The organism is Microvirga sp. HS2 (genome assembly GCF_055792805.1).
Window position 1 is genome coordinate 174,280 of the sequence record NZ_JBVVAJ010000007.1, and the last position, 23,710, is coordinate 197,989.

Annotated in this window: 24 protein-coding genes and 2 pseudogenes; 13 read left to right on the forward strand and 13 right to left on the reverse strand. The window is 60.4% G+C overall.

Annotation, left to right across the window (positions count from 1 at the left end):
* Window positions 1–36: 36 nt before the first annotated feature.
* The 5 genes from ACS5Q0_RS09115 to ACS5Q0_RS09135 all read right to left on the reverse strand — a co-directional run bounded on the left by ACS5Q0_RS09115 (window position 37) and on the right by ACS5Q0_RS09135 (window position 4,764).
* Window positions 37–735, reverse strand: a complete 699-nt coding sequence (locus tag ACS5Q0_RS09115; RefSeq protein WP_473126298.1) for an ABC transporter ATP-binding protein — start codon at window positions 733–735, stop codon at window positions 37–39.
* Window positions 735–1,490, reverse strand: a complete 756-nt coding sequence (locus tag ACS5Q0_RS09120; RefSeq protein WP_473126299.1) for an ABC transporter ATP-binding protein — start codon at window positions 1,488–1,490, stop codon at window positions 735–737. The genes ACS5Q0_RS09115 and ACS5Q0_RS09120 overlap by 1 nt, the downstream gene beginning before the upstream one ends.
* Window positions 1,483–2,514 carry a branched-chain amino acid ABC transporter permease gene (locus ACS5Q0_RS09125; protein ID WP_473126300.1) on the reverse strand — a complete coding sequence of 344 codons (1,032 nt, stop codon included), beginning with the start codon at window positions 2,512–2,514 and terminating at the stop codon, window positions 1,483–1,485. Before ACS5Q0_RS09125 ends, ACS5Q0_RS09120 begins: the two co-directional genes overlap by 8 nt.
* Window positions 2,515–2,524: 10 nt before the next feature.
* On the reverse strand, window positions 2,525–3,445 hold the full coding sequence (locus ACS5Q0_RS09130) for a branched-chain amino acid ABC transporter permease (RefSeq protein WP_473126301.1): 921 nt from the start codon (window positions 3,443–3,445) through the stop codon (window positions 2,525–2,527).
* 143 nt (window positions 3,446–3,588) lie between these two features.
* Entirely contained in the window at window positions 3,589–4,764 is a 1,176-nt protein-coding gene (locus ACS5Q0_RS09135) for an ABC transporter substrate-binding protein (protein WP_473126302.1), read from the reverse strand.
* A 383-nt stretch (window positions 4,765–5,147) separates the two neighbouring features.
* On the opposite strand from ACS5Q0_RS09135, the gene ACS5Q0_RS09140 reads away from it, so the two are divergent.
* The 8 genes from ACS5Q0_RS09140 to ACS5Q0_RS09175 all read left to right on the forward strand — a co-directional run bounded on the left by ACS5Q0_RS09140 (window position 5,148) and on the right by ACS5Q0_RS09175 (window position 13,611).
* Window positions 5,148–6,791, forward strand: coding sequence for a benzoate-CoA ligase family protein (locus ACS5Q0_RS09140; protein ID WP_473126303.1), 1,644 nt, complete (start codon window positions 5,148–5,150; stop codon window positions 6,789–6,791).
* 239 nt (window positions 6,792–7,030) lie between these two features.
* Complete coding sequence (locus tag ACS5Q0_RS09145; RefSeq protein WP_473126304.1) at window positions 7,031–9,385, forward strand: bifunctional salicylyl-CoA 5-hydroxylase/oxidoreductase; 2,355 nt, start codon at window positions 7,031–7,033, stop codon at window positions 9,383–9,385.
* A gap of 7 nt (window positions 9,386–9,392) precedes the next feature.
* Window positions 9,393–10,154, forward strand: a complete 762-nt coding sequence (locus ACS5Q0_RS09150) for an SDR family NAD(P)-dependent oxidoreductase (RefSeq protein ID WP_473126305.1) — start codon at window positions 9,393–9,395, stop codon at window positions 10,152–10,154.
* A 1-nt stretch (window position 10,155) separates the two neighbouring features.
* Window positions 10,156–10,665, forward strand: a complete 510-nt coding sequence (locus tag ACS5Q0_RS09155) for a MarR family winged helix-turn-helix transcriptional regulator (protein ID WP_473126306.1) — start codon at window positions 10,156–10,158, stop codon at window positions 10,663–10,665.
* Window positions 10,662–11,498: an enoyl-CoA hydratase family protein gene (locus tag ACS5Q0_RS09160; RefSeq protein ID WP_473126307.1), complete on the forward strand. Its 837-nt coding sequence runs from the start codon at window positions 10,662–10,664 to the stop codon at window positions 11,496–11,498. The genes ACS5Q0_RS09155 and ACS5Q0_RS09160 overlap by 4 nt, the downstream gene beginning before the upstream one ends.
* Window position 11,499: 1 nt before the next feature.
* Window positions 11,500–12,714, forward strand: coding sequence for an acyl-CoA dehydrogenase family protein (locus ACS5Q0_RS09165; RefSeq protein WP_473126308.1), 1,215 nt, complete (start codon window positions 11,500–11,502; stop codon window positions 12,712–12,714).
* Window positions 12,707–13,168: an acyl-CoA thioesterase gene (locus ACS5Q0_RS09170; protein WP_473126309.1), complete on the forward strand. Its 462-nt coding sequence runs from the start codon at window positions 12,707–12,709 to the stop codon at window positions 13,166–13,168. The genes ACS5Q0_RS09165 and ACS5Q0_RS09170 overlap by 8 nt, the downstream gene beginning before the upstream one ends.
* Window positions 13,165–13,611, forward strand: a complete 447-nt coding sequence (locus ACS5Q0_RS09175; RefSeq protein ID WP_473126310.1) for a RidA family protein — start codon at window positions 13,165–13,167, stop codon at window positions 13,609–13,611. Before ACS5Q0_RS09170 ends, ACS5Q0_RS09175 begins: the two co-directional genes overlap by 4 nt.
* Before the next feature lie 46 nt (window positions 13,612–13,657).
* Here ACS5Q0_RS09175 and ACS5Q0_RS09180 read toward each other — a convergent pair whose 3' ends face one another.
* The gene (locus ACS5Q0_RS09180) at window positions 13,658–14,116 is read right to left on the reverse strand and encodes a GFA family protein (RefSeq protein WP_473126311.1); all 459 of its coding nucleotides are present in this window, start codon (window positions 14,114–14,116) and stop codon (window positions 13,658–13,660) included.
* Window positions 14,117–15,215: 1,099 nt separating this feature from the next.
* Between ACS5Q0_RS09180 and ACS5Q0_RS09185 the strand changes: the two genes are divergently transcribed.
* Window positions 15,216–15,641, forward strand: a complete 426-nt coding sequence (locus tag ACS5Q0_RS09185; protein WP_473126312.1) for a hypothetical protein — start codon at window positions 15,216–15,218, stop codon at window positions 15,639–15,641.
* A gap of 101 nt (window positions 15,642–15,742) precedes the next feature.
* Here the strand turns inward: ACS5Q0_RS09185 and ACS5Q0_RS09190 are convergent, their stop codons facing one another.
* The 4 genes from ACS5Q0_RS09190 to ACS5Q0_RS09205 form a co-directional block, all read right to left on the reverse strand.
* Entirely contained in the window at window positions 15,743–16,063 is a 321-nt protein-coding gene (locus ACS5Q0_RS09190; RefSeq protein ID WP_473126340.1) for an MCP four helix bundle domain-containing protein, read from the reverse strand.
* 410 nt (window positions 16,064–16,473) lie between these two features.
* Complete coding sequence (locus tag ACS5Q0_RS09195; RefSeq protein ID WP_473126313.1) at window positions 16,474–16,677, reverse strand: hypothetical protein; 204 nt, start codon at window positions 16,675–16,677, stop codon at window positions 16,474–16,476.
* A gap of 23 nt (window positions 16,678–16,700) precedes the next feature.
* Window positions 16,701–17,051 (reverse strand): hypothetical protein, encoded by a 351-nt coding sequence (locus ACS5Q0_RS09200; RefSeq protein WP_473126314.1) that lies wholly within the window; start codon window positions 17,049–17,051, stop codon window positions 16,701–16,703.
* 23 nt (window positions 17,052–17,074) lie between these two features.
* The gene (locus tag ACS5Q0_RS09205) at window positions 17,075–17,302 is read right to left on the reverse strand and encodes a hypothetical protein (protein ID WP_473126315.1); all 228 of its coding nucleotides are present in this window, start codon (window positions 17,300–17,302) and stop codon (window positions 17,075–17,077) included.
* Window positions 17,303–17,422: 120 nt separating this feature from the next.
* Here ACS5Q0_RS09205 and ACS5Q0_RS09210 point away from each other — a divergent pair, with 120 nt between their 5' ends.
* Both ACS5Q0_RS09210 and ACS5Q0_RS09215 read left to right on the forward strand, forming a co-directional pair.
* Complete coding sequence (locus ACS5Q0_RS09210; protein WP_473126341.1) at window positions 17,423–18,250, forward strand: ABC transporter ATP-binding protein; 828 nt, start codon at window positions 17,423–17,425, stop codon at window positions 18,248–18,250.
* Window positions 18,251–18,284: 34 nt separating this feature from the next.
* A complete protein-coding gene (locus ACS5Q0_RS09215; protein ID WP_473126342.1) occupies window positions 18,285–18,830 on the forward strand; it encodes a polysaccharide deacetylase family protein in 546 nt (181 codons plus the stop codon).
* Window positions 18,831–19,191: 361 nt separating this feature from the next.
* Here the strand turns inward: ACS5Q0_RS09215 and ACS5Q0_RS09220 are convergent.
* Window positions 19,192–20,134 (reverse strand): annotated as a pseudogene (locus ACS5Q0_RS09220) (IS630 family transposase).
* Between the two features lie 150 nt (window positions 20,135–20,284).
* Here ACS5Q0_RS09220 and ACS5Q0_RS09225 point away from each other — a divergent pair.
* Window positions 20,285–21,264: pseudogene (locus tag ACS5Q0_RS09225) on the forward strand (isoaspartyl peptidase/L-asparaginase family protein).
* 167 nt (window positions 21,265–21,431) lie between these two features.
* On the opposite strand, the gene ACS5Q0_RS09230 reads toward ACS5Q0_RS09225, so the two are convergent.
* The gene (locus tag ACS5Q0_RS09230) at window positions 21,432–22,052 is read right to left on the reverse strand and encodes a glutathione S-transferase family protein (protein ID WP_473126316.1); all 621 of its coding nucleotides are present in this window, start codon (window positions 22,050–22,052) and stop codon (window positions 21,432–21,434) included.
* The gene (locus ACS5Q0_RS09235) at window positions 22,052–22,789 is read right to left on the reverse strand and encodes a GntR family transcriptional regulator (protein ID WP_473126317.1); all 738 of its coding nucleotides are present in this window, start codon (window positions 22,787–22,789) and stop codon (window positions 22,052–22,054) included. The genes ACS5Q0_RS09230 and ACS5Q0_RS09235 overlap by 1 nt, the downstream gene beginning before the upstream one ends.
* A gap of 159 nt (window positions 22,790–22,948) precedes the next feature.
* On the opposite strand from ACS5Q0_RS09235, the gene ACS5Q0_RS09240 reads away from it, so the two are divergent.
* Window positions 22,949–23,707, forward strand: coding sequence for an SDR family NAD(P)-dependent oxidoreductase (locus ACS5Q0_RS09240; protein WP_473126318.1), 759 nt, complete (start codon window positions 22,949–22,951; stop codon window positions 23,705–23,707).
* Window positions 23,708–23,710 lie beyond the last annotated feature (3 nt).

Below are 23,710 nucleotides of genomic sequence, written 5' to 3' on the forward strand. Positions count from 1 at the left end.
CATCCAACGCGAGGGAGAGGCTCCCTGCAACAGTTTTCAGACGTGCAGATACCGTTCCTTGATCCCGGGATCGGCGGCGAGTTCCGCGCTCGTGCCCGTCCAGACCGAGCGGCCCTTCTCGATGATCACGTGACGGTCGGCAAAGCTCGTCAGCGCGTCCACGTTCTTGTCGATCACCAGGATCGACTGGCGCTCGCTGCGAAGGCGCTTGAGGCACGACCAGATTTCCGCGCGGATCAGGGGCGCGAGCCCTTCGGTCGCCTCGTCGAGAATGAGGAGCTTCGGGTTCGTCATGAGGGCCCGGCCGACCGCCAGCATCTGCTGCTCGCCGCCGGAGAGCTGCGTGCCGAGATTGGTCCGGCGCTCCTTCAAGCGCGGAAAGAGATCATACACCGCGTCCAGATTCCAGCGCCGCGCGCCTCTCCGCGCGGCGGCGGTCGCAACGAGGTTCTCCTCGACGGTCAGCGTCGGGAAGATCTGCCGCCCCTCCGGCACGAGGCCGATGCCGGTCTGCGCGACCTTGTACGGCGCGAGCCCCGTCACGACGGCTCCGTCGAACCGGATGTCGCCGCCTCGCGGCCGCAGAAGACCCATGATCGACTTGATGGTCGTGGTCTTGCCCATGCCGTTGCGCCCGAGCAGCGTCACCACCTCGCCGGCGCCGACATCGAGAGAGACGTCGAACAGGACCTGGGCCGCACCATAGGATGCCTGAAGATGTCGGACGGACAGCACTAGACCACCTCCTCCTCGCCCAGATAGGCGGCCCGGACCTCCTCGTTCGCCCTGATGCGCGCAGGCGTATCGGTGGCGATCACGCGCCCGTAGACGAGAACGCTGACGCGGTCCGCGAGGGAGAAGACCGCATCCATGTCGTGCTCGATCAGCATGATGGTGATGCGGCTCTTGAGCCGCTGCAGGGTTTCCACCACGCGCAAGGATTCCTCGTGGCCGGTGCCCGCCAGCGGCTCGTCGAGCAGAAGCAGCTTCGGCTGCGTCGCGAGCCCGATGGCGAGCTCGAGCTGCCGCTTCTCGCCATGGGACAGAAGGCCTGCCGCGATCCGCGCACGGGGCCCGAGGCCGACCATGTTCAAATATTCCATGGCGGCTTCGTTCAGCTGTCTTTCCTGTGCCGCGTTCCCGAAGAAGCGGAAGCTCGATCCCGAGCGCGCCTGAACGGCGAGCGCCACGTTCTCCAGGGCGGAGAAGGCGGGAAGGATGGATGTGATCTGAAACGAGCGGGCGAGCCCCCGCTGGACCCGCTGCTGCATGGGCAGACGGGTGACGTCCTCGCCGTCGAACAGGACCTGTCCCGAATCCGATCTCAGCGTGCCCGAGATCTGGTGGATGAGCGTCGTCTTGCCAGCGCCGTTGGGGCCGATGATGGCGTGCACCTCACCGGGACGAACGGCGAGGTCGACGTCGTCGGTGACGACGAACGCCCCGTAGGTCTTCTTCAGGCCGCGCAGTTCGAGAAGAGGTTCAGTCATGACGGCCTCGCCGCAGGAGCCCCATGATGCCGCCACGGGCGAACAGCACGATCAGGATCAGGATGGGGCCGAAGACCATCTGCCAGTTTTCCGTCAGGCGCCAGCGGAGGTCGTCGTTGAGGAAGAAACCCGCCGCGTGGAGGATTTCCGGCAGGAATTCCTCCATCAGGAGAAAGGCCGCCGCGCCGATGATCGCGCCATGAAGCGAGCCGAGCCCGCCGAGCACGACCATGAAGATCAGCTCGCCGGAGCGCTGCCAGGTCATGAAGGCCGGGCTCACGAATTCCGCCTGATTGGCCAGGAGGCATCCGGCCAGCCCCGCGATCATGCCGCTGATCACGTAGGCGGTGAGCTGAAAGGAGAAGGGCTGGAAGCCGATGGCCTCCATGCGGGTCATATTTTCCTTCGTTCCGCGTAGCACACGCCCGAAGCGGGAGGCCACGATCGACCTCAGGAGGATGTAGACGCCGAGAAGGCAGGCGAGCGTCGCGCCGTAGAGCGCATAGTCGCTCTTCAGGAGGTTCGCGCCGGCCACGAGGCTGCGCGACGGGAGCGTCATGCCGTCGTCGCCGCCATAGGGGGCGAGCGACGATGCCAGGAAGTAGAGCATCTGCGCGAAGGCGAGGGTGATCATGATGAAGTACACCCCCTTTGTCCGAAGGGAGATCGCGCCCGTCACCGCGGCGAAGAGCGCCGACGCCGCCAGGGCGACCGGAACCTGAATGAGCGCATCCTCGGTGCCGTGGCTCGCCAGGATGCCCACCGCATAGGCTCCGATGCCGAAGAAGGCCGCGTGACCGAAGCTCACGAGCGCGCCGTAGCCGAGAATGAGATCGAGCGACATGGCCGCGATGCCGAAGATCATCACGCGGGTGAGGAGCGAGAGCACATAGCCCTCCGCTCCGGATGCTGGTGCGAGGAAGGGCGCTGCTGCGAACGCCGCGAAGATCGCCACGGGAAGAAGGTCGAACCGCGCAGGGGCGGAGGGCATGGACGCAGACCGGGTATGGGTCAGTTCTGTCATCGGTCTGCCTTTATCGCTTCGCCGGGAACAGGCCGGAGGGGCGGAAGAACAGCACGGCGGCCATGAAGATGTAGATCAGCATCGGCGCGATCGCGCGTCCGGTCTGGCTCGCGGCCGAAGGGTCGAGAAAGAGGCGCAGGAGGTTGGGCGCGAACGAGCGCCCGAGCGTGTCCACGAGGCCGATCAGGAGGGCTGCCAGGAAGGCCCCGCGGATGGAGCCGATGCCGCCGATCACGATCACCACGAAGGCGAGGATCAGGATGTTGTCGCCCGTGCCGGGCTGCACGGAGAGGATCGGCGCGACCATCGCCCCGGCAAAGCCCGCGAGCATCGCCCCGAAGCCGAACACGATCATGAAGAGCCGCCGGATGTTGACGCCGAGCGCCGACACCATCGCGGCATTCGTAGCGCCCGCGCGCACCAGCATTCCGACGCGTGTATGGCTGACGACGACATAGAGGAGCGCCGCGACGAGCAGGCCCGCCGCGATGATGGCGATGCGGTAGACCGGATAGAGAAGACCGTTCGTGATCTCCACGGATCCCGACAGGATCTCCGGCACGGGCACGCTCAGCGGCGCTGCGCCCCAGACGAATTTCACGCCCTGGTTCAGGAACAGGATCACGCCGAAGGTCGCCAGGACCTGATCGAGATGATCCCGGTCGTAGAGGTGCCGGAAGATCAGGACTTCGAGCAGGAGGCCGAAGGCGAGGGCGGTCGGAAGCGCCAGCAGAAGTCCCCAGCCGAAGCTGCCTGTCCAGGCGCTGAAGGCGGCGACCAGATAGGCTCCGACCATGTACTGCACGCCGTGAGCGAGGTTGATGAAGTCCATCACCCCGAAGACGAGGGTCAGCCCGGCGGCGATGAGAAAGAGGATGAGCCCGAATTGAAGGCCGTTCAGAGCCTGAATCGCAAAGAATGTTGCAGTCATCGGCACTTCGTTGGCAGCAGGCCTGGATCGGTCGAGCGCCCGCTCGGACACTCACGGAAAAGAAGAACGCTCATAGGGCGAAAGAGGAAGGCCTGTCTGCTCGAAGGCGACACCCGGAGCAGACAGGCCCATCCATTCGCGCCTCAGTTCGTGGGCGTGCATTCCTTCGCATAGGCGTCCGTGTAATCGTCGAACACCTTTTCCACCACTTCCGTCTCGAGCTTGCCGTCCGGACGCTTGGCGGCCTTCACGAGGTAGAAGTCCTGGATCGGGAAGCCGTTCGTCCCGAACTTGAAGTCTCCGCGCAGCGACTTGAAGTCCGCCTTCTGGATCGCGGCGCGCAGGGCGTCCTTGTTGTCGGTCTTGCCGCCCGTCGCCTTGACGGCGCTGTCGATGAGAAGGGCCGCGTCATAGGCGTGCATGGCGTAGGACGCCGGCACCGTGTTGTAGGCCGCCTCGTAGGCCTTCACGAACTTCTTGTTGTCCGGATTGTCCATGTTGGGAGCCCAGTTCGAGCCGCTGAGCATGCCGATGGCGGCGTCCTGCTGCGCGGGCAGGTTCGTCTCGTCGACCGTGAAGGCGGACAGGAACGGAATGCGGTCGGCAAGGCCTGCGGCGCGATACTGCTTGACCAGGTTCACGCCCATGCCGCCCGGCATGAAGGTGAAGATCGCGTCGGGCTGCATGGAGGCGATCTTCGCGAGCTCCGACTGGAAATCGAGGGTGTTGAGAGGAACATAGGATTCCTCGACGATCTCGCCCTTGTAATGGCGCTTGAAGCCCGCGAGCGCATCCTTGCCCGCCTGGTAGTTCGGGGCGAGCAGATAAACCTTCTTGTAGCCGCGGTCCTGGGCCACCTTGCCGAGAACCTCGTGGTTCTGGTCGTTCTGGTAGGAGGTGGCGAAGAAGTAAGGGTTGCAGCTCTTGCCGGCGAGGTTCGATGGCCCGGCATTCACGCTGATGTAGAACGTCTTGGAATCGACGATCGGCTTGTGGGTGGCGACCGCCACGTTCGAGAAGATCGGGCCGACGACGAAATCGACCTTGTCGCGCTCCAGCAGCCCCTTGACCTTCGTGACAGCGACGTCGGGCTTCAGCTCGTCGTCGACGACGATCACTTCGACATCCCGTCCGCCCAGCTTGCCGCCGAGATCCTTCACGGCGAGCTGGAACCCGTCCCGCGCGTGCTGGCCGAGGACGGCCGAGGGGCCGGAGAGGGTCAGGAGCAGGCCGATCTTCAGCTTCTCCTGCGCCATGGCGGGCGCCGCGGCCAGCGTCACGGCCGCTGCCAAGCCAAGGGTCTTGATCGTCACGTTCATCATGGTCTCCCGAGTCGCTGTTCCCTGCGCACGTTTGCCGTGCTGCATCATTGTTCCCGGCGGGACGTTCAGACGCCTCGACGGAAGGTCGGCGCTATACTGCCGCAAAACGATCCTGCCGAATACTCCGTTTTCGACAGTAAAGGAATGGTAGATTCGATCTCCGGGATTGCCAAGGAATATTTTAGGCTTTAAATAAATGTGCACGAAAGCCACCCGAATTATTGGGTCAACAAGCAGGTGGCAGGAGGGGCTTGAACGGCGAACCCCGGCCGAGGCTCTGGTGATCGTGAAGCTGCGCATTGTCCCGACAAAGGTCGATCCAAGCCTCATCACTCCTCGCGGCGCTTCGTTGGTCGGGCGAAACCAGAGGAAACGCAGCAATGGCGCACACGGCACATGTCGATACCTTCACACGGGACAACCTTCCGCCTCGGGATCAATGGCCGTCTCTCCTGTTCACTCGTCCTGAACTTCAATACCCGGAGCGGCTGAATTGCGCCGTGGCTTTCCTCGACCGCTGGGTCGATGAGGGCAGGGGCGACGAGCCCTGCCTCATCAGCCCGTCCGAGACGCTCAGCTACCGCGCGCTCCAGGAGCGCGTGAACCGGATCTGCAATGTGCTGGTTCGCCGCTTTGGTCTCGTGCCGGGCCATCGCGTTCTGCTTCGCTCCGCCAACACCCCGATGATGGTTGCGGCCTATCTCGCCGTGCTGAAGGCGGGCGGCGTGGTCGTCGCCACCATGCCGCTGCTGCGCGCCAAGGAAATCGCCTATCCGTTGAACAAGGCCAGGATCGGCATTGCCCTGTGCGACCATCGCCTCTCAGAAGAGATGGAGCGTGCGCGAACCATGGCGCCGGAGTTGCGGCACGTGGCGTATTGGGGCTCGGACCGTGCCGACGGTCTCGAGGCTCTGATCGCCGAGGCTTCGCCCGAATTCGACGCGGTCGATACGGCGGCGGACGACGTGTGCCTCATCGCCTTCACGTCCGGCACCACCGGCGAGCCGAAGGGCACCATGCATTTCCATCGCGACATGCTGGCGATCTGCGATGCCTATTCCCGCAACGTGCTGCGCCCCGAAGCGACCGACCGCTTCATCGGCTCGCCGCCCCTGGCCTTCACTTTCGGGCTCGGCGGGATCGTGCTGTTCCCGTTGCGGGTCGGCGCCTCGACCGTTCTTTTGGAAAAGGCGGGGCCAAACGAACTCCTACCGGCCATCGAGCACTACAAAGCCACAATCTGCTTCACGGCGCCGACGGCCTATCGCGCCATGCTGGCCAAGCTGGAACATCACGATATCTCCTCGCTGCGGAAATGCGTCTCTGCAGGAGAGCCGCTGCCCAAGGACACGTTCGACAGCTGGAGGGATGCAACGAGCATCAAGCTGATGGACGGAATCGGCGCGACGGAGATGCTCCATATCTTCATCGCCGCGACCGAGGACGAGATCCGTCCGGGAGCGACCGGCAAGCCCGTTCCCGGATACGAGGCGAAGATCATCGACGACGAGGGGCGCACCCTTCCCGCCGGCGGCATCGGCCGCCTCGCCGTCCGCGGTCCGACCGGGTGCCGCTATCTCGCCGACGAGCGGCAGCGCAATTACGTGCAGGACGGCTGGAACGTCACCGGCGACACCTACCTCATGGATGAGGATGGCTATTTTTGGTATCAGGCGCGCTCCGACGACATGATCATCTCGGCGGGCTACAACATCGCGGGACCGGAGGTCGAGGCGGCGCTCCTCACCCATCCGGCGGTCGCCGAATGCGGCGTGGTGGGCGCGCCTGACGACGGGCGCGGAGCTGTCGTGAAGGCCTATGTGGTCCTGCGTTCCGGCGCCAGCCCCAGCGCCGACCTGACGAAGGCGCTCCAGGAGCACGTGAAGGCGGAGATCGCGCCCTACAAGTATCCGCGCCTCATCGAATATGTCGACGCTCTTCCGCGCACCCAGACCGGCAAGCTGCAGCGGTTCCAGCTTCGCCAGATGGCCACGCAGCACTCTCATGAGGCCATGGTTTCCTGAAGGGTGCCGCGTCGCGCGGAGGAGTTGCGCCCCACGTGAGAACCGAGGGGCGCATCCTGGTGACGATACGGCAGTCCGGTGCCTGGGCCACGAGAGTGGCCGCGACATGGCGTCGAAGAAGAAAAACGGCAACGTAAGCGCAAATATGACCGGATCGATCACATTTATCGCTGCCCCGAAGTTGCTTCGTAATTATTTTATGCTTAAAATAATTACACCTTGCCTTGGAGGCGTCTGGCATGAAAACGGCGGTCATCGGCGGAGGGCCTGCGGGTCTCTATTTCGCCATTCTGATGAAGAAGCTCCAGCCGGGGGCGGACATCACGGTCTATGAGCGCAATCGCGCCGACGATACCTTCGGCTTCGGCGTCGTCTTTTCCGATGCGACCCTCGACGGCTTCGAGAAGTACGATCTGCCGAGCTACCAGAGGATCACCCGCGAGTTTGCCTATTGGGACGACATCGCGATCCATTTCAAAGGGACCGAGCATCGCATCGGCGGCAATGGATTTTGCGGTTGCTCGCGCCGTACGCTGCTGCTGATCCTGCGGGACCGCGCAGAGGAGCTCGGCGTCAGGCTGCGGTATCAGGTGGATGTCGATGACGAGAGCCTGTTCGCCGATGCGGATCTCGTTGTCGTCGCTGATGGCATCAACAGCCGCTTCCGGGACCGATATGCCGATCACTTCCAGCCCGAGGTGGATCTGAGGCCCAACAAGTTCGCCTGGATGGGGTCGACCCGCCCGCTCGATGCCTTCACCTTCATCTTCCAGGAGACGGAATGGGGACCGTTCATCGCCCATGCCTATCAGTACGAGGCGAACCGCTCCACCTGGGTCTTTGAGACGGATCCCGAAACCTTCGACCGCGCCGGGCTCGGGCAGAAAACGGAGGAGGAAACAGCGACCCTCATGGAGCAGATCTTCGGCTGGTTCCTGAATGGGCACAAGATTCTCACCAATCGCTCCCTTTGGCGCAACTTCCCGATGATCCGCAACAAGCGCTGGGTCATGGGGAACAAGGTGCTGCTCGGAGACGCCAAGGGGTCGGCCCATTTCTCCATCGGCTCGGGCACCAAACTGGCCATGGAAGACGCCATCGCCCTTTATGAAGCCTTCCGCCGCGCTTCCGATGTCGAGCGGGCCTTGTCCATCTACGAGACCGGTCGGCGCGAGGAGGTCGAGAAGACCCAGCACGCCGCTGACGTGTCGCTCGTCTGGTTCGAGCATGTCGCGCGCTTCTGGAAATTCGACCCGGTGCAGTTCGCCTTTGGGGTGATGACCCGTGCCAAGGCGATCACCTACGACAACCTGCGCCTGCGTGCGCCGGACTTTGTCGCTGCCGTGGATCGCACCTTCGCGCAGCAGGTGAGAGGCAAGGGGTTCGACGTCTCCATTGAGAATCCGAAGGTGCCGATGTTCCAGCCGTTCCGGCTGCGCGACATGACCCTCGCGAACCGCGTGGTCGTCTCTCCAATGGATATGTATTCGGCTCACGAGGGTATTCCTGGCGACTGGCATCTCGTTCACTATGGCTCGCGTGCCACAGGAGGCGCGGGTCTAGTTTTTACCGAAATGACGTGCGTCTCACCCGAATCACGCATCACTCTCGGTTGCGCGGGTCTGTGGAACGACGAGCAGGAGATCGCTTGGAAGCGCATTGTCGACTTCGTCCATGGCAATTCCGCAGCCAAGTTCTGTCTGCAGCTCGGGCACGCGGGCCGCAAGGGCGCCACGAAGCTCATGTGGGAAGGGATCGATCGCCCCCTCGAAAGCGGAGCCTGGGATATCTGCTCCGCCTCGCCGATTCCGTATTTCCTGGACAGTCAGGTGCCGCGGGAGGTGACCCGTGCGGACATGGACACCATCAAGGCGCAGTTCGTCGAGGCAGCGAAGCGGGGCGACCGGGCAGGTTTCGACATGCTCGAGCTCCATTGCGCCCACGGCTACCTGCTGGCGAGCTTCATCTCCCCTCTCACCAACCGGCGCACGGATGAATATGGCGGCTCCCTGGCGAGCCGTCTGCGCTATCCGCTGGAGGTTTTCGACGCCATGCGGGAGGTCTGGCCGGCGCACAAACCCATGTCGGTGCGCATTTCCGCCACCGACTGGGCCGAGGGCGGCATAACGGGAGAGGATGCCGTCGAGATCGCGCGCGCCTTTGCCGAGCATGGCGTCGACCTTGTCGATGTTTCAGCGGGACAAACGGTGCGGGAGGCACGGCCGATCTATGGACGCATGTTTCAGACGCCGTTCTCGGATCAGGTGCGCAATGAGGCGCAGGTCGCCACCATGTGCGTCGGCAACATCACCACGGCCGATCAGGTCAACACCATTCTGGCGGCAGGGCGGGCGGACCTGGTTGCGCTGGCGCGTCCGCACCTGACGGACCCGTTCTTCACCATGAAGGCTGCGGCCTGGTATGGCGTGAAGGACATCTCGTGCCCGCCGCAGTACCTTTCCGGGAAGGATCAGATCTTCCGCAACAGTGTTCGTGACCGGCAGGACCTGGAAGAACTGAAGATCAAGGCCAAGCCGAAGACCCGGGCCGAATTGAAGATGGAGGCCGGCGATAAGTCTCTCGCCGCGGAATGATATGGACATGAACCCTCTTCAGGGCCGCCACGCCCTTGTTACAGGCGGTGGGCGCGGCATAGGGCGGGCCATAGCCAAGGGGCTTGTAGGGGCCGGGGCCAAGGTCACCATCCTCGGGCGTGATCGGACAACTCTGGATCGCGCCGTCTCGGAGGGCGACGCCCATGCGGCCTCTGTCGCCGATGTCACCGATCCGGCGGCCGTTCAGGCCGCCGTTCAGGCCGCGATCTCTTGGCATGGCCCTGTCGACATCATGATCGCCAATGCCGGATCGGCAGCTTCGGCTCCCTTCTTGAAATCCACGCCGGATGTGTTCAGGCAGATGCTGGATGTCAATTTGCTCGGCATCACGAATATTACCCATACTGTGCTCGGCTCCATGATCGAGAGGCAGTTCGGGCGTGTCATCGCAGTGGCCTCTACAGCGGGCCTAAAAGGGTATCCCTACGTGAGCGCCTATTGCGCGGCGAAGCACGCGGTCATCGGCTTCGTGCGGGCGCTTGCGCTGGAAACCGCGGCGACGGGCGTGACGGTCAATGCCGTCTGCCCTGGCTTCACCGACACAGACCTCGTTGCAGCGAGTCTCCAAAAAATCGTAGCGAAGACGGGCAGAACGCGCGAGCAGGCCCTGAACGAACTCATAAAGCATAACCCTCAGCAAAGGCTGATCAGCCCAGCGGAAGTTGCCGATGCAGTTCTGTGGCTATGCGGGGAGGGGGCTCGCTCCGTTACAGGCCAAGCCATTGCCGTAGCTGGTGGAGAGATCTGACATGAGCAACCAGACAATCCCGCTTGATGCCGAGACGAAGGCTATCGAGATGCCGGAGGATCACCGTGACGAGCTTCGGCTCTGGCTGCGGCTGCTGACCTGCTCCACGCTGATCGAAGGTGAGGTTCGCCGCCGTCTGCGGGACCGGTTCGACGTAACGCTTCCCCGCTTTGATCTGATGGCTCAGCTCGACAAGGCCTCGGATGGAATGACGCTCTCGGACCTCTCGAAGCGCATGATGGTATCGAATGGCAATCTCACCAGCTTGGTCGATCGGCTGGTTGCCTCCGGGCATCTCGAACGCCGCGTCTCACCAGTCGATCGGCGGGCTCAGATCATCAACCTGACACCGGCCGGTCGAGCGGAGTTCCGCACGATGGCTGCCGAGCACGAGGCATGGATCGCAGAGATCTTCGGCGGTCTCACGCAGAAGGAGCAAAAGGATTTGATGCGCCTGCTCGCCAAGACGAAACTCTCCGCCAGAAACGCCATCATGGGAGTGCATTCGTGACGCAGTTCGCCAATCCAGTCCAACTGCCCCTTTCCAAGTATACGCCTCGCCACTTTCTTCTCTCGGTGGAAGGTCCGGTCGCGACAGTCACATTTAACTGTCCGGAGAAGAAGAACCCACTGACATTCGAGAGCTACCGCGAGTTGACGGACTTCTTTCAGGCCTGTGCGAAGGACAACGATGTCAAGGCCATCATCGTGACAGGGGCCGGCGGCAACTTTTCCTCAGGTGGAGATGTATTCGAAATTATCGGTCCGTTGGTGGAAATGGACACGAAAAGCCTGACGGCTTTCACGCGCATGACGGGCGAGCTGGTGAAAGCCATGCGCGCCGCTCCACAGCCTGTGATTGCGGCTGTCGAGGGGATCTGCGCCGGTGCAGGAGCCATTGTCGCCATGGCATCCGATCTGCGGCTCGCGGCGCCAAGCGCCAAGGTAGCCTTCCTGTTCAACAAGGTAGGGCTTGCTGGCTGTGACATGGGTGCCTGCGCGATCCTGCCACGTCTGATCGGGCAGGGCAGGGCCTCGGAGCTTCTTTACACAGGTCGGTTCATGAGGGCCGAGGAAGGTGAGCGATGGGGCTTCTTCAGCCGAATCGTCGATGAGGCGGAGCTGTTGCGCGAAGCGAAGATCTTGGCACGTGAGATTGGTTTGGGGCCAACCTACGCCAATACGATGACCAAGCGCATGTTGGCCATGGAATGGGCAATGTCTGTGGAGGAGGCGATCGAGGCGGAAGCCGTCGCCCAGGCTCTGTGCATGACGACGGAGGACTTCGCCCGCGCCTACAGGGCTTTTGCGGCGAAGGAAAAGCCAGTCTTTCTGGGAGACTGATATGATTGACGCCACATTTCTGAAGTGGCCCTTCTTCGACGATCGTCATCGCCACTATGCAGAGGCGCTGAGGAGTTGGGCCGAAACCGAATCTCACAGCCTCGTCGACCATGACGACGTGGACGGATCGTGTCGTCGTCTTGTGCGCGAGCTCGGTGCGGATGGATGGCTGAGAGCCGTTATCCCGGAATGCTACGGTGGTCTCTATCCGACTCTCGACGTGCGGACGCTCTGCCTGTCCCGTGAAACACTGGCCTACCAGGATGGACTTGCGGACTTCGCCTTTGCGATGCAGGGGCTTGGCTCCGGGCCTATCAGCCTTTTTGGTTCCGAGGATGTGAAGCGACAGTATCTGCCGAAGGTGGCACGAGGCGAGGTCATTGCGGCCTTCGCCCTGTCAGAGCCCGAGGCCGGTTCGGACGTCGCCGCCATGAGCACCACCGCTGTTCCGGATGGTCCTGATCATGTGCGGATCGATGGATTGAAGACGTGGATCTCCAATGGCGGGATTGCGGATTACTACATCGTTTTTGCACGCTCGGGTGAGGCGTCGGGCGCAAAGGGATTGTCCGCTTATGTGGTCGATGCCGACACGCCCGGTCTCATCATCGAAGAGCGTATCGACGTCATCGCGCCGCATCCGCTCGCGACACTGCGATTCGAAGGCTGCAGAGTTCCATTGACGAAGCGGATCGGCAATCCAGGAGAAGGCTTTAAGGTCGCCATGGCGACTCTGGACGTCTTTCGTGCAACCGTCGGAGCCGCATCGCTCGGATTTGCCCGCAGGGCCTTGGATGAGGCCTTACGCCACGCCTCCTCCCGTCATCTCTTCGGAGCTCCGCTGGCGGAGCTCCAGATGACGCAAGCTGCCTTGGCCGACATGGCGACAAACGTCGACGCTGCAGCACTTCTTGTCTACCGCGCAGCATGGACGAAGGATCAGGGCGCTTCTCGGGTGACGCGGGAGGCTGCGATGGCCAAGATGCACGCTACCGAAGCCGCCCAAAGCGTCATCGATAAAGCAGTCCAGATCTTCGGAGGGCTTGGGGTTACAAAGGGCGTGAAGGTCGAGGAACTCTATCGGGAGAACCGTGCGCTGCGAATCTATGAGGGCGCAACGGAAGTACAGAAGATCGTGATCGCGCGCGAGCTTCTCAAGCTGCTGAGGGAAGTCCGCTCCGGAGGCTCGCCGGCTAGCGATTTGCGACATGGATAGCGCATCCTCGAAGCCCCGGGATAATGCGCCCGGCGAAATGGTCTGGAGAACCATCGTACCCATCCGGTTTTCCCACTGCGACCCAGCGGGGATCGTTTATTTTGCGCGTTACTTCGACCTCATCAATGGCGTCATCGAGGACTGGTTCTGCCAAGAGCTGCAGATCGATTATCATGAGATGACCGGGCGGCGCAGGGTCGGCCTCGGATATGTAAGCGCGGGTGCCGAGTTCTCCAATTCCAGCTTCATGGGAGACAAGCTGGAACTCGCCATCGTGGTTGACCGCATAGGACGGTCATCTGTTAAGCTTCGTATCCATGGCTCCCGTGGCTCGGAGCCAGTGTTCCTAGCGAAACTCGTCATCGTAACAACTTCGCTTGAAATCCATCAATCCATTCCGCTTCCGGACGATCTTCGCGCGGCCTTGGAGCGCTACCAGGAGAACTGCCAATGACACTCTCTAGAGGTTCCCAAGCCACATCAGACTTCGATAATGGAGTCGAGGTTCTACAGCCCAAAAATTGGCCGGTTCCCAAGGGCTATTCGAACGGGATGATGGCGGAAGGGCGGGTCGTCGTGACGGGCGGGATCGTGGGCTGGAACGAGGCTGGCGAGTTTCCAGAGGGGCTCGTTGCGCAGGTGCGCCAGTTGTTGGAAAACATCTGCGCCATTCTGGCGGAAGGCGGGGCGAGCCCCCAACATGTCATCCGGCTGACTTGGTATGTGGTCGATATCGACGATTACCTGGCTAACCAGCGTGAGCTGGGTCGGGCCTATAAAGCCGTGTTCGGGACGCATTATCCGGCGATGGCCCTGGTTCAAGTCGTGCGACTGGTGGAGCAGAAAGCCCTTGTCGAAATCGAGGCAACGGCTGTCGTGCCTTCGGGACGTCGTTAGCCCAGCCTGCAATGGGATGTGGCGACTCAAAGGGCTGGCGAGCCGATCAAAAATCGTCCCGCTCTGCGAACTCCGCCATCAGGTCCGGATAGCGCTCCAACGGAGGAAAACGCTCGAAACTGTGGGCTGCAGGCGTCCTGGCCCAGGGTAGTGCTTCGCTGGTGTAGGTTTCGATGAATGGCATGAACGTCCTCGCATTGTCTAGCATCGTCGCGCGGATATTGACGAAGTCGTCCAGGCCTTCGGGCCGAGTGAACAGCCAACTCATGCAATGCGGGCAGAAGTAGTGTCGAGTTGCACCATGTAATCCGCCAATGACCGGATCGCCCTGGATTAGCCTGAAGCTGTCGCTCGGATATAGAGCGCTCAGGGAAAATGCACTCGCGGTCATACGCTGACAGCCGGTGCAATGGCAGGCCATGGTGATAATCGGGGAGCCTTCAACCCGGAACCTGACCTGCCCGCACCGGCATGCACCCTCGCGCACGACGCCGCTGTCCGCCATTGCTGCCTCCCATCAACTGCCGCACTGGTACGAGGGTCGTCCCGGTTAGGGACACTGCTACTGAAGATAGTGCGTAATGCCTTTATCAGAAATAGAGCGTATAGCGAAGCGGACACTCGGTCCAACGGCGAACTATCCCGGCTGACCTCGCGATGCGAAGGATGAGACATCGCCAGCCTTCGTCCATACAGCGATACCCAGCCCTGTTCCGCGAATGTGACGATGCTTCTGCTGCCTGTCTAGAGATGTGTACTTTCGGGGAAAAGGGATCGGAGACGCCTGGCCTCCTAATCGCAGGGAAGAATATGCCAGGCCCTTCCTTGGCATCGCTGCCGCCTCGCAGCAGGCTTGCCATGAAGGGATCGAGGGACGGTCCGAGACAGCCGATGCTCCGCAATGTGTCTAATAGCATCGCGGCCGCTTCTGGCGAAGGGGGCGCAAGGAAATGAAGCGGCGAGTAAGGCCAAAGAGATCGCATTGATCTAAACGGTGCATGAGCGTCAAGACGGCGCCTGCACCACTGGCGGCAGCCGGCCGCTGTTTCAGTGCTGTTCGATAGTAAGACGCTTGCGGTAACGTCATGCGATCCATCTGACAACGACAAGGATGTGCTTGCTGCGTATGGCGCCGGTGATAAAAGGTAGTCGAGGCTCTAGGCAGACCGCCTTGAGCCTCGGCATCGCCCGATTATCCCACCTCAAGCTGCTTTGACGCCAAGCAGGAACGAGCTGACCTCCTGCCCCAAGTTGGAGGATTGTCGCGCAGTTCCTGAGTCGCCGATTGCACCTTGGAGGCAGCGGATCCGGTCTCGTCCGGCCCCCTGACGCACATCGGCGATAGTTCCCGTGACCTGCTCCGTGCCGCGGGCAGACTCTTGCACATTGCGGGTAACCTCCGCCGCGGAGCTTCCTGCTCTTCCATGGCAGCTGCAATCGAGACCGATGTCTGCGACATTTTCGTGATGGTACTAGCGATTTGCTCAACCGCACTGACCGCGTGTTCCGTGACCTGCTGAACCGATCCGATCTGAACAGAAATCTCGTCAGTCGCTTTGGACGTTTGCGGAGGTTTGCACGGCGGCGGATGCTGCCGTGACGGTTTGACCATTGGTCCGGTCAGCGACACTCGCCATCGATCGGGCGGCCTCTTCCATCTCAATTGCCGAAGCGGAAAGGTTATTCGTCAGGACGGAGACATTCTCCTCAAGCCGCTTTGTAAGCTTGTCGAGCATCTGCGCCCGGTATGTCCTGGCGTCAGCCTCGAGAGAAGCCTTTTCGTCGGCTTCACGCTTCGCAATCAACGCCTCCTTGAAAAGCTGGACGACATCGGTAATCCTGCCCATCTCGATTTCTGGCCTCAGAATGGAATTGAGGCTGAGAGATTGCCTGCTGCCAACGCGCTCATCGGGGCATTCACATCGGTGATTCCTTGCACGATGCTGCGAATGATCAATATTGACATCGCAATGGTCATCAAAGCTGCGCCGATCAGGATGGCGATGATCGTGGTTCGGATCGCAGTGTAGACCGCCGCAGCCGTTGTTCGTGCGTCGGCTGAGAGGTCTGCGTTGAGACGTACGAGATTTGCAAGTGCTATGCGGACGTTAGATGAAGCAGGCTGCACTTTCTAAATGTTATGGCTCCATGCCTTCGAGTCCTGAAAATTTCTGGAGAACTCGACGGCTGTATTCATTTCTGCTGGATAGATACTCCAGGCCTTGTCGAATCCCTCATACAACGCACGGACATCATCGCGCGTGATAGTTTGCTCATACTGCTTACGAGCGTTGAAGATTTCTTGGGCCTTCTTCTCGAGGGCTGTATCGATTTCCCGTTTGGGATCAAAATCCGTAGCCATAAGGTGGCATAGGAAATTCGGCTGGTATTCTACCGCAGCAGCATTAAGCGCTCCCACCTTTTCTATGCCGGGCAACCACTCGTTAGCAATGGCAACCGTTCGCTGAGATTGAGCTTACTTAAGCTACTGATGCTGAACAAACTACTCTCAATAAACAGCAGGAACATAATTGAAAATGCTCCTACGAGCTTTTAACGTATAGAGGGTTTTTGAAGTGCCAAATTCTGCCCCCGATTGGCCTTCATGCGACGCATCGCAAGCCGACACGCCTCAATGTGAGTTGATCCGATTTGTCCGGATCGTATCTGTTCCAATGCAATGATTGTTGAAATAGCGAAACACCACGAGTGCGGGTATATTCATCCGACCCGGTGGCGGTATCGGCTCGCTTCGATTGCAGTGCGCAGCCATTCTGGCAAAGTTGGGCCTGCCACCGCCTGCCTTCAGTGGCTCGCAAACGGTACAGTTCGCGAGCCACTTCAGCCCTTGATAGAAGAGCGTTACTTCACCGGCTTGATGTTCATCGCCAATGTGCCTTCACCTGAACGCGGAGTGATCGTTACCTTATCCTTGAGCATCGCCCAGGCAGTCACGATGGAGGCGATCGGATTGCCGATGGCAAAGACGCCAATGAAGACCAGGCCCGACATCGCCAGCATAACGATGAGCGCCTGCGCCAGCCTTTGGATGAGAAATCCTAGCATGATTTCGTCCTGTCACATCGGCTTCAGGGCCAATTCGAAGCGATAAGATCGCGCGTTTCTTCGACGGCGACCGACCAGATCGCCATCATGTCTTCATCCGGCCGCTGATAGAGACCGTGATAGTTTCTATTACCCAGAAGAGCTCGCTTCTCGGTAGGGTTCGACATGGCGAGACGCGTAAAATCTACGGGCGGTTTGCGCTCCGTGGGCACGGTAACGCCGGCAAGCCGAGTCCAGGGAAAATTCTCCATCCACGAGGCGGCCGGGTCGACTTCCGTGACCTTGGACCAGACACGAGGCGCACGCCACCAATCGTGGAATTTCACACGTGCGTCGCGGCGCCGATCCATCCATTCCGAGATGAAGGCTGCCACGGGCGTATTGCCGCCATGACCATTCACGATAACAATGCGGCGGAAGCCCCGCGATAAAGGCTTTCGAGGATGTTCTCCATCACAGCAAGATAACTCGACATTCGCAGCGAGATCGTTCCGGGATCGCCGAGAAAACTGGTCGCAAGTCCATAGGGACGGCCAACGGGAATATCGGTGCCATTATCCGCTGGGCGCGGAGGTTTAATCATGGAACCATATCTCTCCGTATCTATGTTCAGCAAGCGCTTCACGCCGCAACTCACGCTCAGCGACAGGATCGCGGCTGCACTTGGGAGCGCTCCCGAGAGGCGTGCAGTCCGTGCGGTCGATGAGATCGATCTCGTCCTGAAAAAGGAGAGGCGGTTGGCTTGGTGGGCGAGTCCGGCTGTGGAAAGTCTACTCTCGGGCGCATCATTGCGGGCATCCTGCCACCCACGGAAGGAGAGATCCGGTTGAATGGCCAGCCGGTTATGTCGGCGGGCAAGCGCTCGCTGAAAACGACAACCCGGGTTCAGATGGTGTTTCAAGACCCGTTCGCGTCTCTGGACCCTCGAATGCGCATAGGAGAGGCCTTGGCCGAGGGGCCAGTTGCCCACGGCTTGATCACGAAGAACGATGCGTTAGAGTATGTAAAGTACTGGCTTACTGCCGTCGGCCTTGATGCTGATTACGTAATGCGCTATCCGCACCAGTTTTCCGGAGGCCAGCGGCAGCGCATCGCCATTGCGCGTGCCTTGGCAATGAAGTCGGAGGTTCTCTTCTGCGACGAGCCGGTCGCTTCCCTTGATGTTTCGATCCAGGCACAGATCATCAATCTGTTCCTCAAGCTGCGGCGGGAACTCAATCTCACGCTCCTCTTCATCTCGCACGATCTCGGCGTCGTCCGCCATTTGTGCGACAGGATCGCAATCATGTATCTCGGCCGCATCGTCGAGCAGGGACCGACGCAGCAGGTCTATAGTGATCCTCGGCACCCTTATACGCGGGCCTTGCTCGATAGCGTGCCGAAACTCGTCATCGACGATGATGTCGACGTTCAGTTTAAACCTATCGAGGGCGAGTTGCCTTGTCCGTTATCGCCGCCACCCGGCTGCCGTTTTCACGCCCGCTGCCCGTTGAGCATCGACCGGTGCCGGAGCGAGCGTCCGACTCTGGCATCGCTTGCGTCCGGGCGCGCTGCCGCTTGCCACCTCGCATAATTCCGATCGCTATACTGTATCTCGAATGGAGAAAATGATGGAACCATGGCAATGGCCGGATGACGTCTGGCGCAGGAAGGTCCACAAGGTCCGCGCCGGCCGCTCTCTGAAGCCTCAATCCTGGAAGAACGGAGCGCGGTGCGCGGTGGCTCTCTCGTTCGACAGCGACCACGAGACGAATGAGCTGCGGGATGGCGGCGAGTCCATCGGCCTCATCTACGACTCCTCGCTCATGGCGGACGATGATCCTTACGAAATTCTTGAAGGTGGTGAGCCGACAGGCATCGTTGAACTACCCGTGGAATGGATCCGTGACGATGCAGTGTACTTCAACATGAACCGTCACTCGGCGTTGCGTCCCTATACGCCGCCGACTGCAGTGCTGGACATCTTCCGCCGTGAATTCGACCGGGCGTATGAGGAAGGTGGTCTGTTCCTACTGACCATGCATCCTCATGTCATCACCTATCGCTCGCGAATCTTCATTCTTGAAGAACTGATTGCTCACATGAAGAGCCGCGCTGATGTGTGGTTCGCCACGCATGCCGATGTGGCACGTTTCGCGCGAGATAATGCCTGAGGATGTTCGGCACGATGGCTCATCGTCGTGCCGAACGTTTTAGAAAGCGTATGGTCGCTCTCGACCCACGCACCCGTCCTCCTGCTACTGCTTGGCCGGTTCTTCGACATGCCGCTTTTGTCCGTTTATGGCGTCTACGAGGTTATGACGTTCTATAAACGGTGCCTTAGTATCAACCACATGAGTGTTGTCGCAGAGCGTTTTACCTCAGAACCCCTTGATGCACGGAAGGCCTCACAGACTGCCGCGCTATCTCAAGGCTCTTCGGAAAAGGGATCCAGTTCATTGTCGGAGAATGCGCCAGGAGCAAAGAGAAGAGCTGAATCCAAGCCTGGGGAAACAGATCTAGAGCCATTTCCGCTTACTCCGGTTCATATCCGGCGGCCCTGAAGTAGTTGGCGCATTCCTCAGACGAGAACTCGTCCAGCAGCTCGCCGATGGTCTGCCAGAGTGTTTCTTTCGTGCGGGCTGCTGCCTTGCGCAGCAGCGCCTTGAGCTTGGCAAAGGCATTCTCAATCGGGTTGAAGTCGGGCGAATACGGCGGCAGGCGCTTTAGCGTGGCGCCTGTTGCCTCGACACGCTCTCGAACGGCCGCACTCTTGTGCGGCGGCAGGTTGTCCAGGATCACCACGTCGCCCGGTCGGAGGGCCGGCACCAGGACCTGCTCGACATAAGCCGCAAACCACGGGCCTGTCATCGGTCCATCCAGTACCATGGGCGCGGTGAAGCCGCTCAGGCGCAGACCGGCTACAAAGGGGGTGGTCTTCCAATGCCCGTGTGGAATGCCAACCCGCAGGCGCTGCCCTCGCGCGCAGCGTCCATACAGGCGAGCCATTTTCGTCGAGGCGCTGGTCTCATCGATGAACACCAGCCGCTCCAGGTCGAGATCAAGCTGACCGTCAAACCAGGCCCCGCGCGCGGCTCTGACGTCGGGCCGGTCGCGCTCGCAGGCGTGCGCGGTTTTTTTTGACTGTGATCGCCCGCGCGTGGAAGAAGCGCCAGAGCGTACCGATGCCGGCTGAGACGCCGCGCTCCTCCCTTAAGCGGGCCTGCATCTCGTGAAGACTGATATGCGAGGAGGCGCCGATCAACTCCAGAAGAAAGGCGGCATGCGCATCGAGCTTGGAGCCCTTGGGTTGACCCTGCCGGCGAGCCTTCACCTCGCCAGATCGGGCGCGGCGCACCCACAGAATGGCGGTTGAGGCGCCAACGCCATAGCGGGCGGCGGCCTACCGCACTGAGACGCCACCCAGGGCTGTCTTGATCACGCGATCCCGCAGATCCTGACTGTAAGCGCGTGCCATGCCGTGCCTCCATGTCTGGAAGCCAGCAGGCCACATCAGGCCTCAGAGCGGAATCCCCTCTGACTCGGAATAGCCGGAAATGGCTCTAGGGGCTGAAATGAATGAAGGTTCTATCGAGCTTACCAAGACAGATGTATGAAGAGGAAACCGATGACTCATTTCGCAATTGCCATTCACGGCGGCTGTGGCGTTATGGCGAAGCTCAACCTGACTGAGGCGGAATGGAGCGAAGCGCGCGCCGATTTGGCTCAAGCCTTGCGTATCGCCTGGTCGAAGTTGGCTGCCGGCGCCAGCGCCCTTGATGCCGTAGAGGCGGCGGTCATTGTCATGGAAGATTCGCCCCATTTTAATGCGGGGCACGGGGCGGCTCTCAATACCAATGGTGAGCACGAGCTCGATGCTGCTGTGATGGACGGCGCTACCCTGGGGGCCGGAGCGGTTTGTGCTGCACGGCGAATTCGTAACCCTGTCAAGGCAGCGCGCGCCCTGATGGAGCGTGGCGAAAGCGTTCTTCTCGCGGGAAGCGCGGCTGACACTTTTGCTCAGGAGCAGGGCCTGGAGATTGTCAGTCCCGCCTACTTCACCACCGAGCGCCGCCGCGAAGCGCTTGCTTCCATGAAGGCACATGAACAGGCGGGGACGTCGTTAAGTGCAGCGAAGCGGAAAAACACGGCACGGTCGGCGCGGTCGCACTCGATGCCGATGGGCATCTCGCTGCCGCTACTTCCACAGGCAGCTTCACCAACAAGCCCGCCGGGCGTGTAGGGGACTCGCCCATTATCGGGGCGGGGACCTATGCGCGTGATGGAGCCTGTGCGGTGTCCGGTACCGGGAAAGGGGAGTATTTCATCCGGCATGTGGTCGGTCACGAGATCGCCAGTCGGATGCGTTATCTTGGCGAGACGCTTGAGAAAGCGGCCGACAAGGTCGTTATGGGCGATCTGGCTCCCTATAAGATCGGAGCTGGCCTCGCGGCAATCGACGCAATGGGTAACATCGTGGCGCCGTACAATACAGATGGCATGTTCCGTGGCTGGGTTACCGTCGAGGGTGATCTCTACGTTGCGACCCATAATGAAGTCTACTTTGTCGAACGCCTCAGCGGAAGTGCGGTGAGCGCCGGCAAGTAAGGTCTATGCGTGAGGATGTTTCCGATAACCTCTTGCTCCTCCTATTACATCTAACAATCCCGCTCCAACGGCGACGCTGAGATACATAGATGCAAGGTGAGCCGCCTGCGCGTTGCAACTAGGCCCGCCCGTAAAGCGGACGGGCCAAATGATACCTCCCAATACGATTATCCTCTCGGGAGGGTTTCTTGCATTGAGCGCCGCTCCGAAACCGTCGCAAACCATGCGGCGAGATTGGGATGGCTGCTTCTCCAGTCCTTATCCGGAAAGCGGAAGTCGAGATAACCGAGAGCACAGGCGGCCGCGATCGATCCTGCATGGAACGCACTCGATACTTTCCCAAACCACTTGCCTTCCAGATCATCCAGGCCCGAATCGACCTTCGCCATCTGACCGGCATACCACTCGTCCCAGCGTAGACTTGCAGGGCGTAGGACCGTTTCGTAGCGACACAGAAGACAAGCGTCGAGGATGGCATCTCCATGCGCCTCAAGCGTCAGCACTTCGAAACGATCGGCTCCTTGCGGATATACCGTTCCTTCCGAAGGTGCGAGCGAATCGACGTAAGCACAGATCACACGGCTATCGAACAACGGTAAATCATTCTCCAGCAAAGCGCAGGGAACCTTGCCGGACGAATTGTGCTTGACGATTTCGGGGTCCCGTTTGATCGGACCGGCGGCCGAGCCAAGGATCTCAACCTGATCTTCAACACCTCGCTCGTAAGCGGTCACCATGACCTTGCGGACATATGGGGACGCAGGGGAGTGGAAAAGTCTCATCGTCATCAAGGCTTCCTTTTTGATGCTTTTCGGGTGTGGGATTTCGGCCGCTCAGGCAGGATGCGCAGCATGGTTCCAGGCTGGCTGTTCAGCTGACTCAAGAGATAATCCATTGCAAAGAGCACATGCTCCCGCATGATGGACCCGGCGCGAATGCCGTTGCCACGCGACAGCGCCTCGGCAATTCGGCGATGGTCGTCGTGAGAGCGATGAATAATTTTCCAGTGCTCCCACAAGATGATGCGGTCCGACGTCAGCGGCACATTATGCAGGCGCGCAACGAAATCCGCGATCCACGGATTTCCCGCAATCGTTTGGATCAGCTTATGGAAGCTCACATTCATGTCACGGTATGGAGCGTGATTCTCTTCGAGAAGCTGCCCTTCAGCGAGCAGGCGATCGCCCTCTGAAACGAGGTCGAACAATTGCTGCGCCAAGGCATCGTTCATGTTAGGTGCAGCGAGTGTACAGGCGAGAGCCTCAAGTTCCGCGCGCACGATAAAGGCTCCGCGGATCTGTTCGGGCGAGAACTCTCGGACCCTGTATCCACAATTGCTTTCATACACGACGAGACCGGAATCAGCGAGCGCGGCAAGCGCAGTGCGCAGTGGTGTTCGCGAGACACCGAGCTGCTCAGCCAAACGATTCTGATGCAGCTTTTCTCCAGGATGAAGCTCGCCGCGCAAAATCACCTCACGCAGTCGTTCACCCACCATTTCTGCACTGGTGTGATTGTCTGTCAAATGGCTCCCCCTCTGGAAACATTATGAGCATTCAACTTAAGTCGCGCAATGCCAGGGATGAAAATGTATCCAAAATGACGTAATTGCAAACATAGAGTTTGCCACAATGATCAAAATGTGTTCATTTCTGCGCCCGTAGCTTGTTAGGATATATCAAGAATGTCACAAGTTTGTCTCGTCACCGGTGCTGCGGGTGGCATTGGAAGAGCCGTTGTTCGTCGTCTGGCCGAAGATGGTTTCAGCATTCTTGCCGCCGATCTCACACTTGAGGGTGCACAGGGCGCATTGAGCGAACTGCCTGGCGAGGGCCACCGTGCCATTGCGCTCGACGTTGCTGACGAGAACGCAGTCATGGATGCCTTTAAGAGCGCCGAAAAGGCAGGCGCACCGGTTGATGCCGTTGTTGCTGCTGCCGGTATTCTTCTGTTCGCCCCGAACGGCGAGCGTCCTCTGATCACCGAAATCGAGTTGAAAGACTGGAACTTGACGCAGTCTGTGAACTCAACCGGGACTTTTCTGCTGCTGCGCGAATACCTGCGTGGAGCAAACCGTCGTAATCTCAGAGGCGGCCGCTTCGTGGGATTCGCTTCGGTCGCAGCTCAGCTCGGGGGTTATCGCTCCAGCTCAGCCTACATAGCGTCGAAGAGCGCAGTCCTAGGCCTGATCAAGGCCGGTGCACGGGAAGCGGCCCACCTCGGCATTACAGTGAATGCCGTTGCGCCCGGCCTGATCGATGCGCCGATGCTGCATCAATCGCTCGATCCGAAGAACTACTCCACAGTGACTGGAAATATCCCGCTGAAGAGAGTGGGTAGGCCTGAAGATGTCGCCGGCGCAGTTGCCTTCCTGATGGGGAAGGATGCGTCCTACATCACCGGCGCTGTCGTCGACGTCAACGGCGGATATCGCATGCAGTAAGAG

Bases quoted from the DNA above. Each gene is read 5' to 3' on its own strand.
- ACS5Q0_RS09120 (WP_473126299.1), bottom strand. From the start codon at position 1,490: ATGACTGAACCTCTTCTCGAACTGCGCGGCCTGAAGAAGACCTACGGG.
- ACS5Q0_RS09125 (WP_473126300.1), bottom strand. From the start codon at position 2,514: ATGACAGAACTGACCCATACCCGGTCTGCGTCCATGCCCTCCGCCCCT.
- ACS5Q0_RS09130 (WP_473126301.1), bottom strand. From the start codon at position 3,445: ATGACTGCAACATTCTTTGCGATTCAGGCTCTGAACGGCCTTCAATTC.
- ACS5Q0_RS09135 (WP_473126302.1), bottom strand. From the start codon at position 4,764: ATGAACGTGACGATCAAGACCCTTGGCTTGGCAGCGGCCGTGACGCTG.
- ACS5Q0_RS09140 (WP_473126303.1), top strand. From the start codon at position 5,148: ATGGCGCACACGGCACATGTCGATACCTTCACACGGGACAACCTTCCG.
- ACS5Q0_RS09145 (WP_473126304.1), top strand. From the start codon at position 7,031: ATGAAAACGGCGGTCATCGGCGGAGGGCCTGCGGGTCTCTATTTCGCC.
- ACS5Q0_RS09150 (WP_473126305.1), top strand. From the start codon at position 9,393: ATGAACCCTCTTCAGGGCCGCCACGCCCTTGTTACAGGCGGTGGGCGC.
- ACS5Q0_RS09155 (WP_473126306.1), top strand. From the start codon at position 10,156: ATGAGCAACCAGACAATCCCGCTTGATGCCGAGACGAAGGCTATCGAG.
- ACS5Q0_RS09165 (WP_473126308.1), top strand. From the start codon at position 11,500: ATGATTGACGCCACATTTCTGAAGTGGCCCTTCTTCGACGATCGTCAT.
- ACS5Q0_RS09170 (WP_473126309.1), top strand. From the start codon at position 12,707: ATGGATAGCGCATCCTCGAAGCCCCGGGATAATGCGCCCGGCGAAATG.
- ACS5Q0_RS09175 (WP_473126310.1), top strand. From the start codon at position 13,165: ATGACACTCTCTAGAGGTTCCCAAGCCACATCAGACTTCGATAATGGA.
- ACS5Q0_RS09180 (WP_473126311.1), bottom strand. From the start codon at position 14,116: ATGGCGGACAGCGGCGTCGTGCGCGAGGGTGCATGCCGGTGCGGGCAG.
- ACS5Q0_RS09195 (WP_473126313.1), bottom strand. From the start codon at position 16,677: ATGCTAGGATTTCTCATCCAAAGGCTGGCGCAGGCGCTCATCGTTATG.
- ACS5Q0_RS09215 (WP_473126342.1), top strand. From the start codon at position 18,285: ATGATGGAACCATGGCAATGGCCGGATGACGTCTGGCGCAGGAAGGTC.
- ACS5Q0_RS09230 (WP_473126316.1), bottom strand. From the start codon at position 22,052: ATGACGATGAGACTTTTCCACTCCCCTGCGTCCCCATATGTCCGCAAG.
- ACS5Q0_RS09240 (WP_473126318.1), top strand. From the start codon at position 22,949: ATGTCACAAGTTTGTCTCGTCACCGGTGCTGCGGGTGGCATTGGAAGA.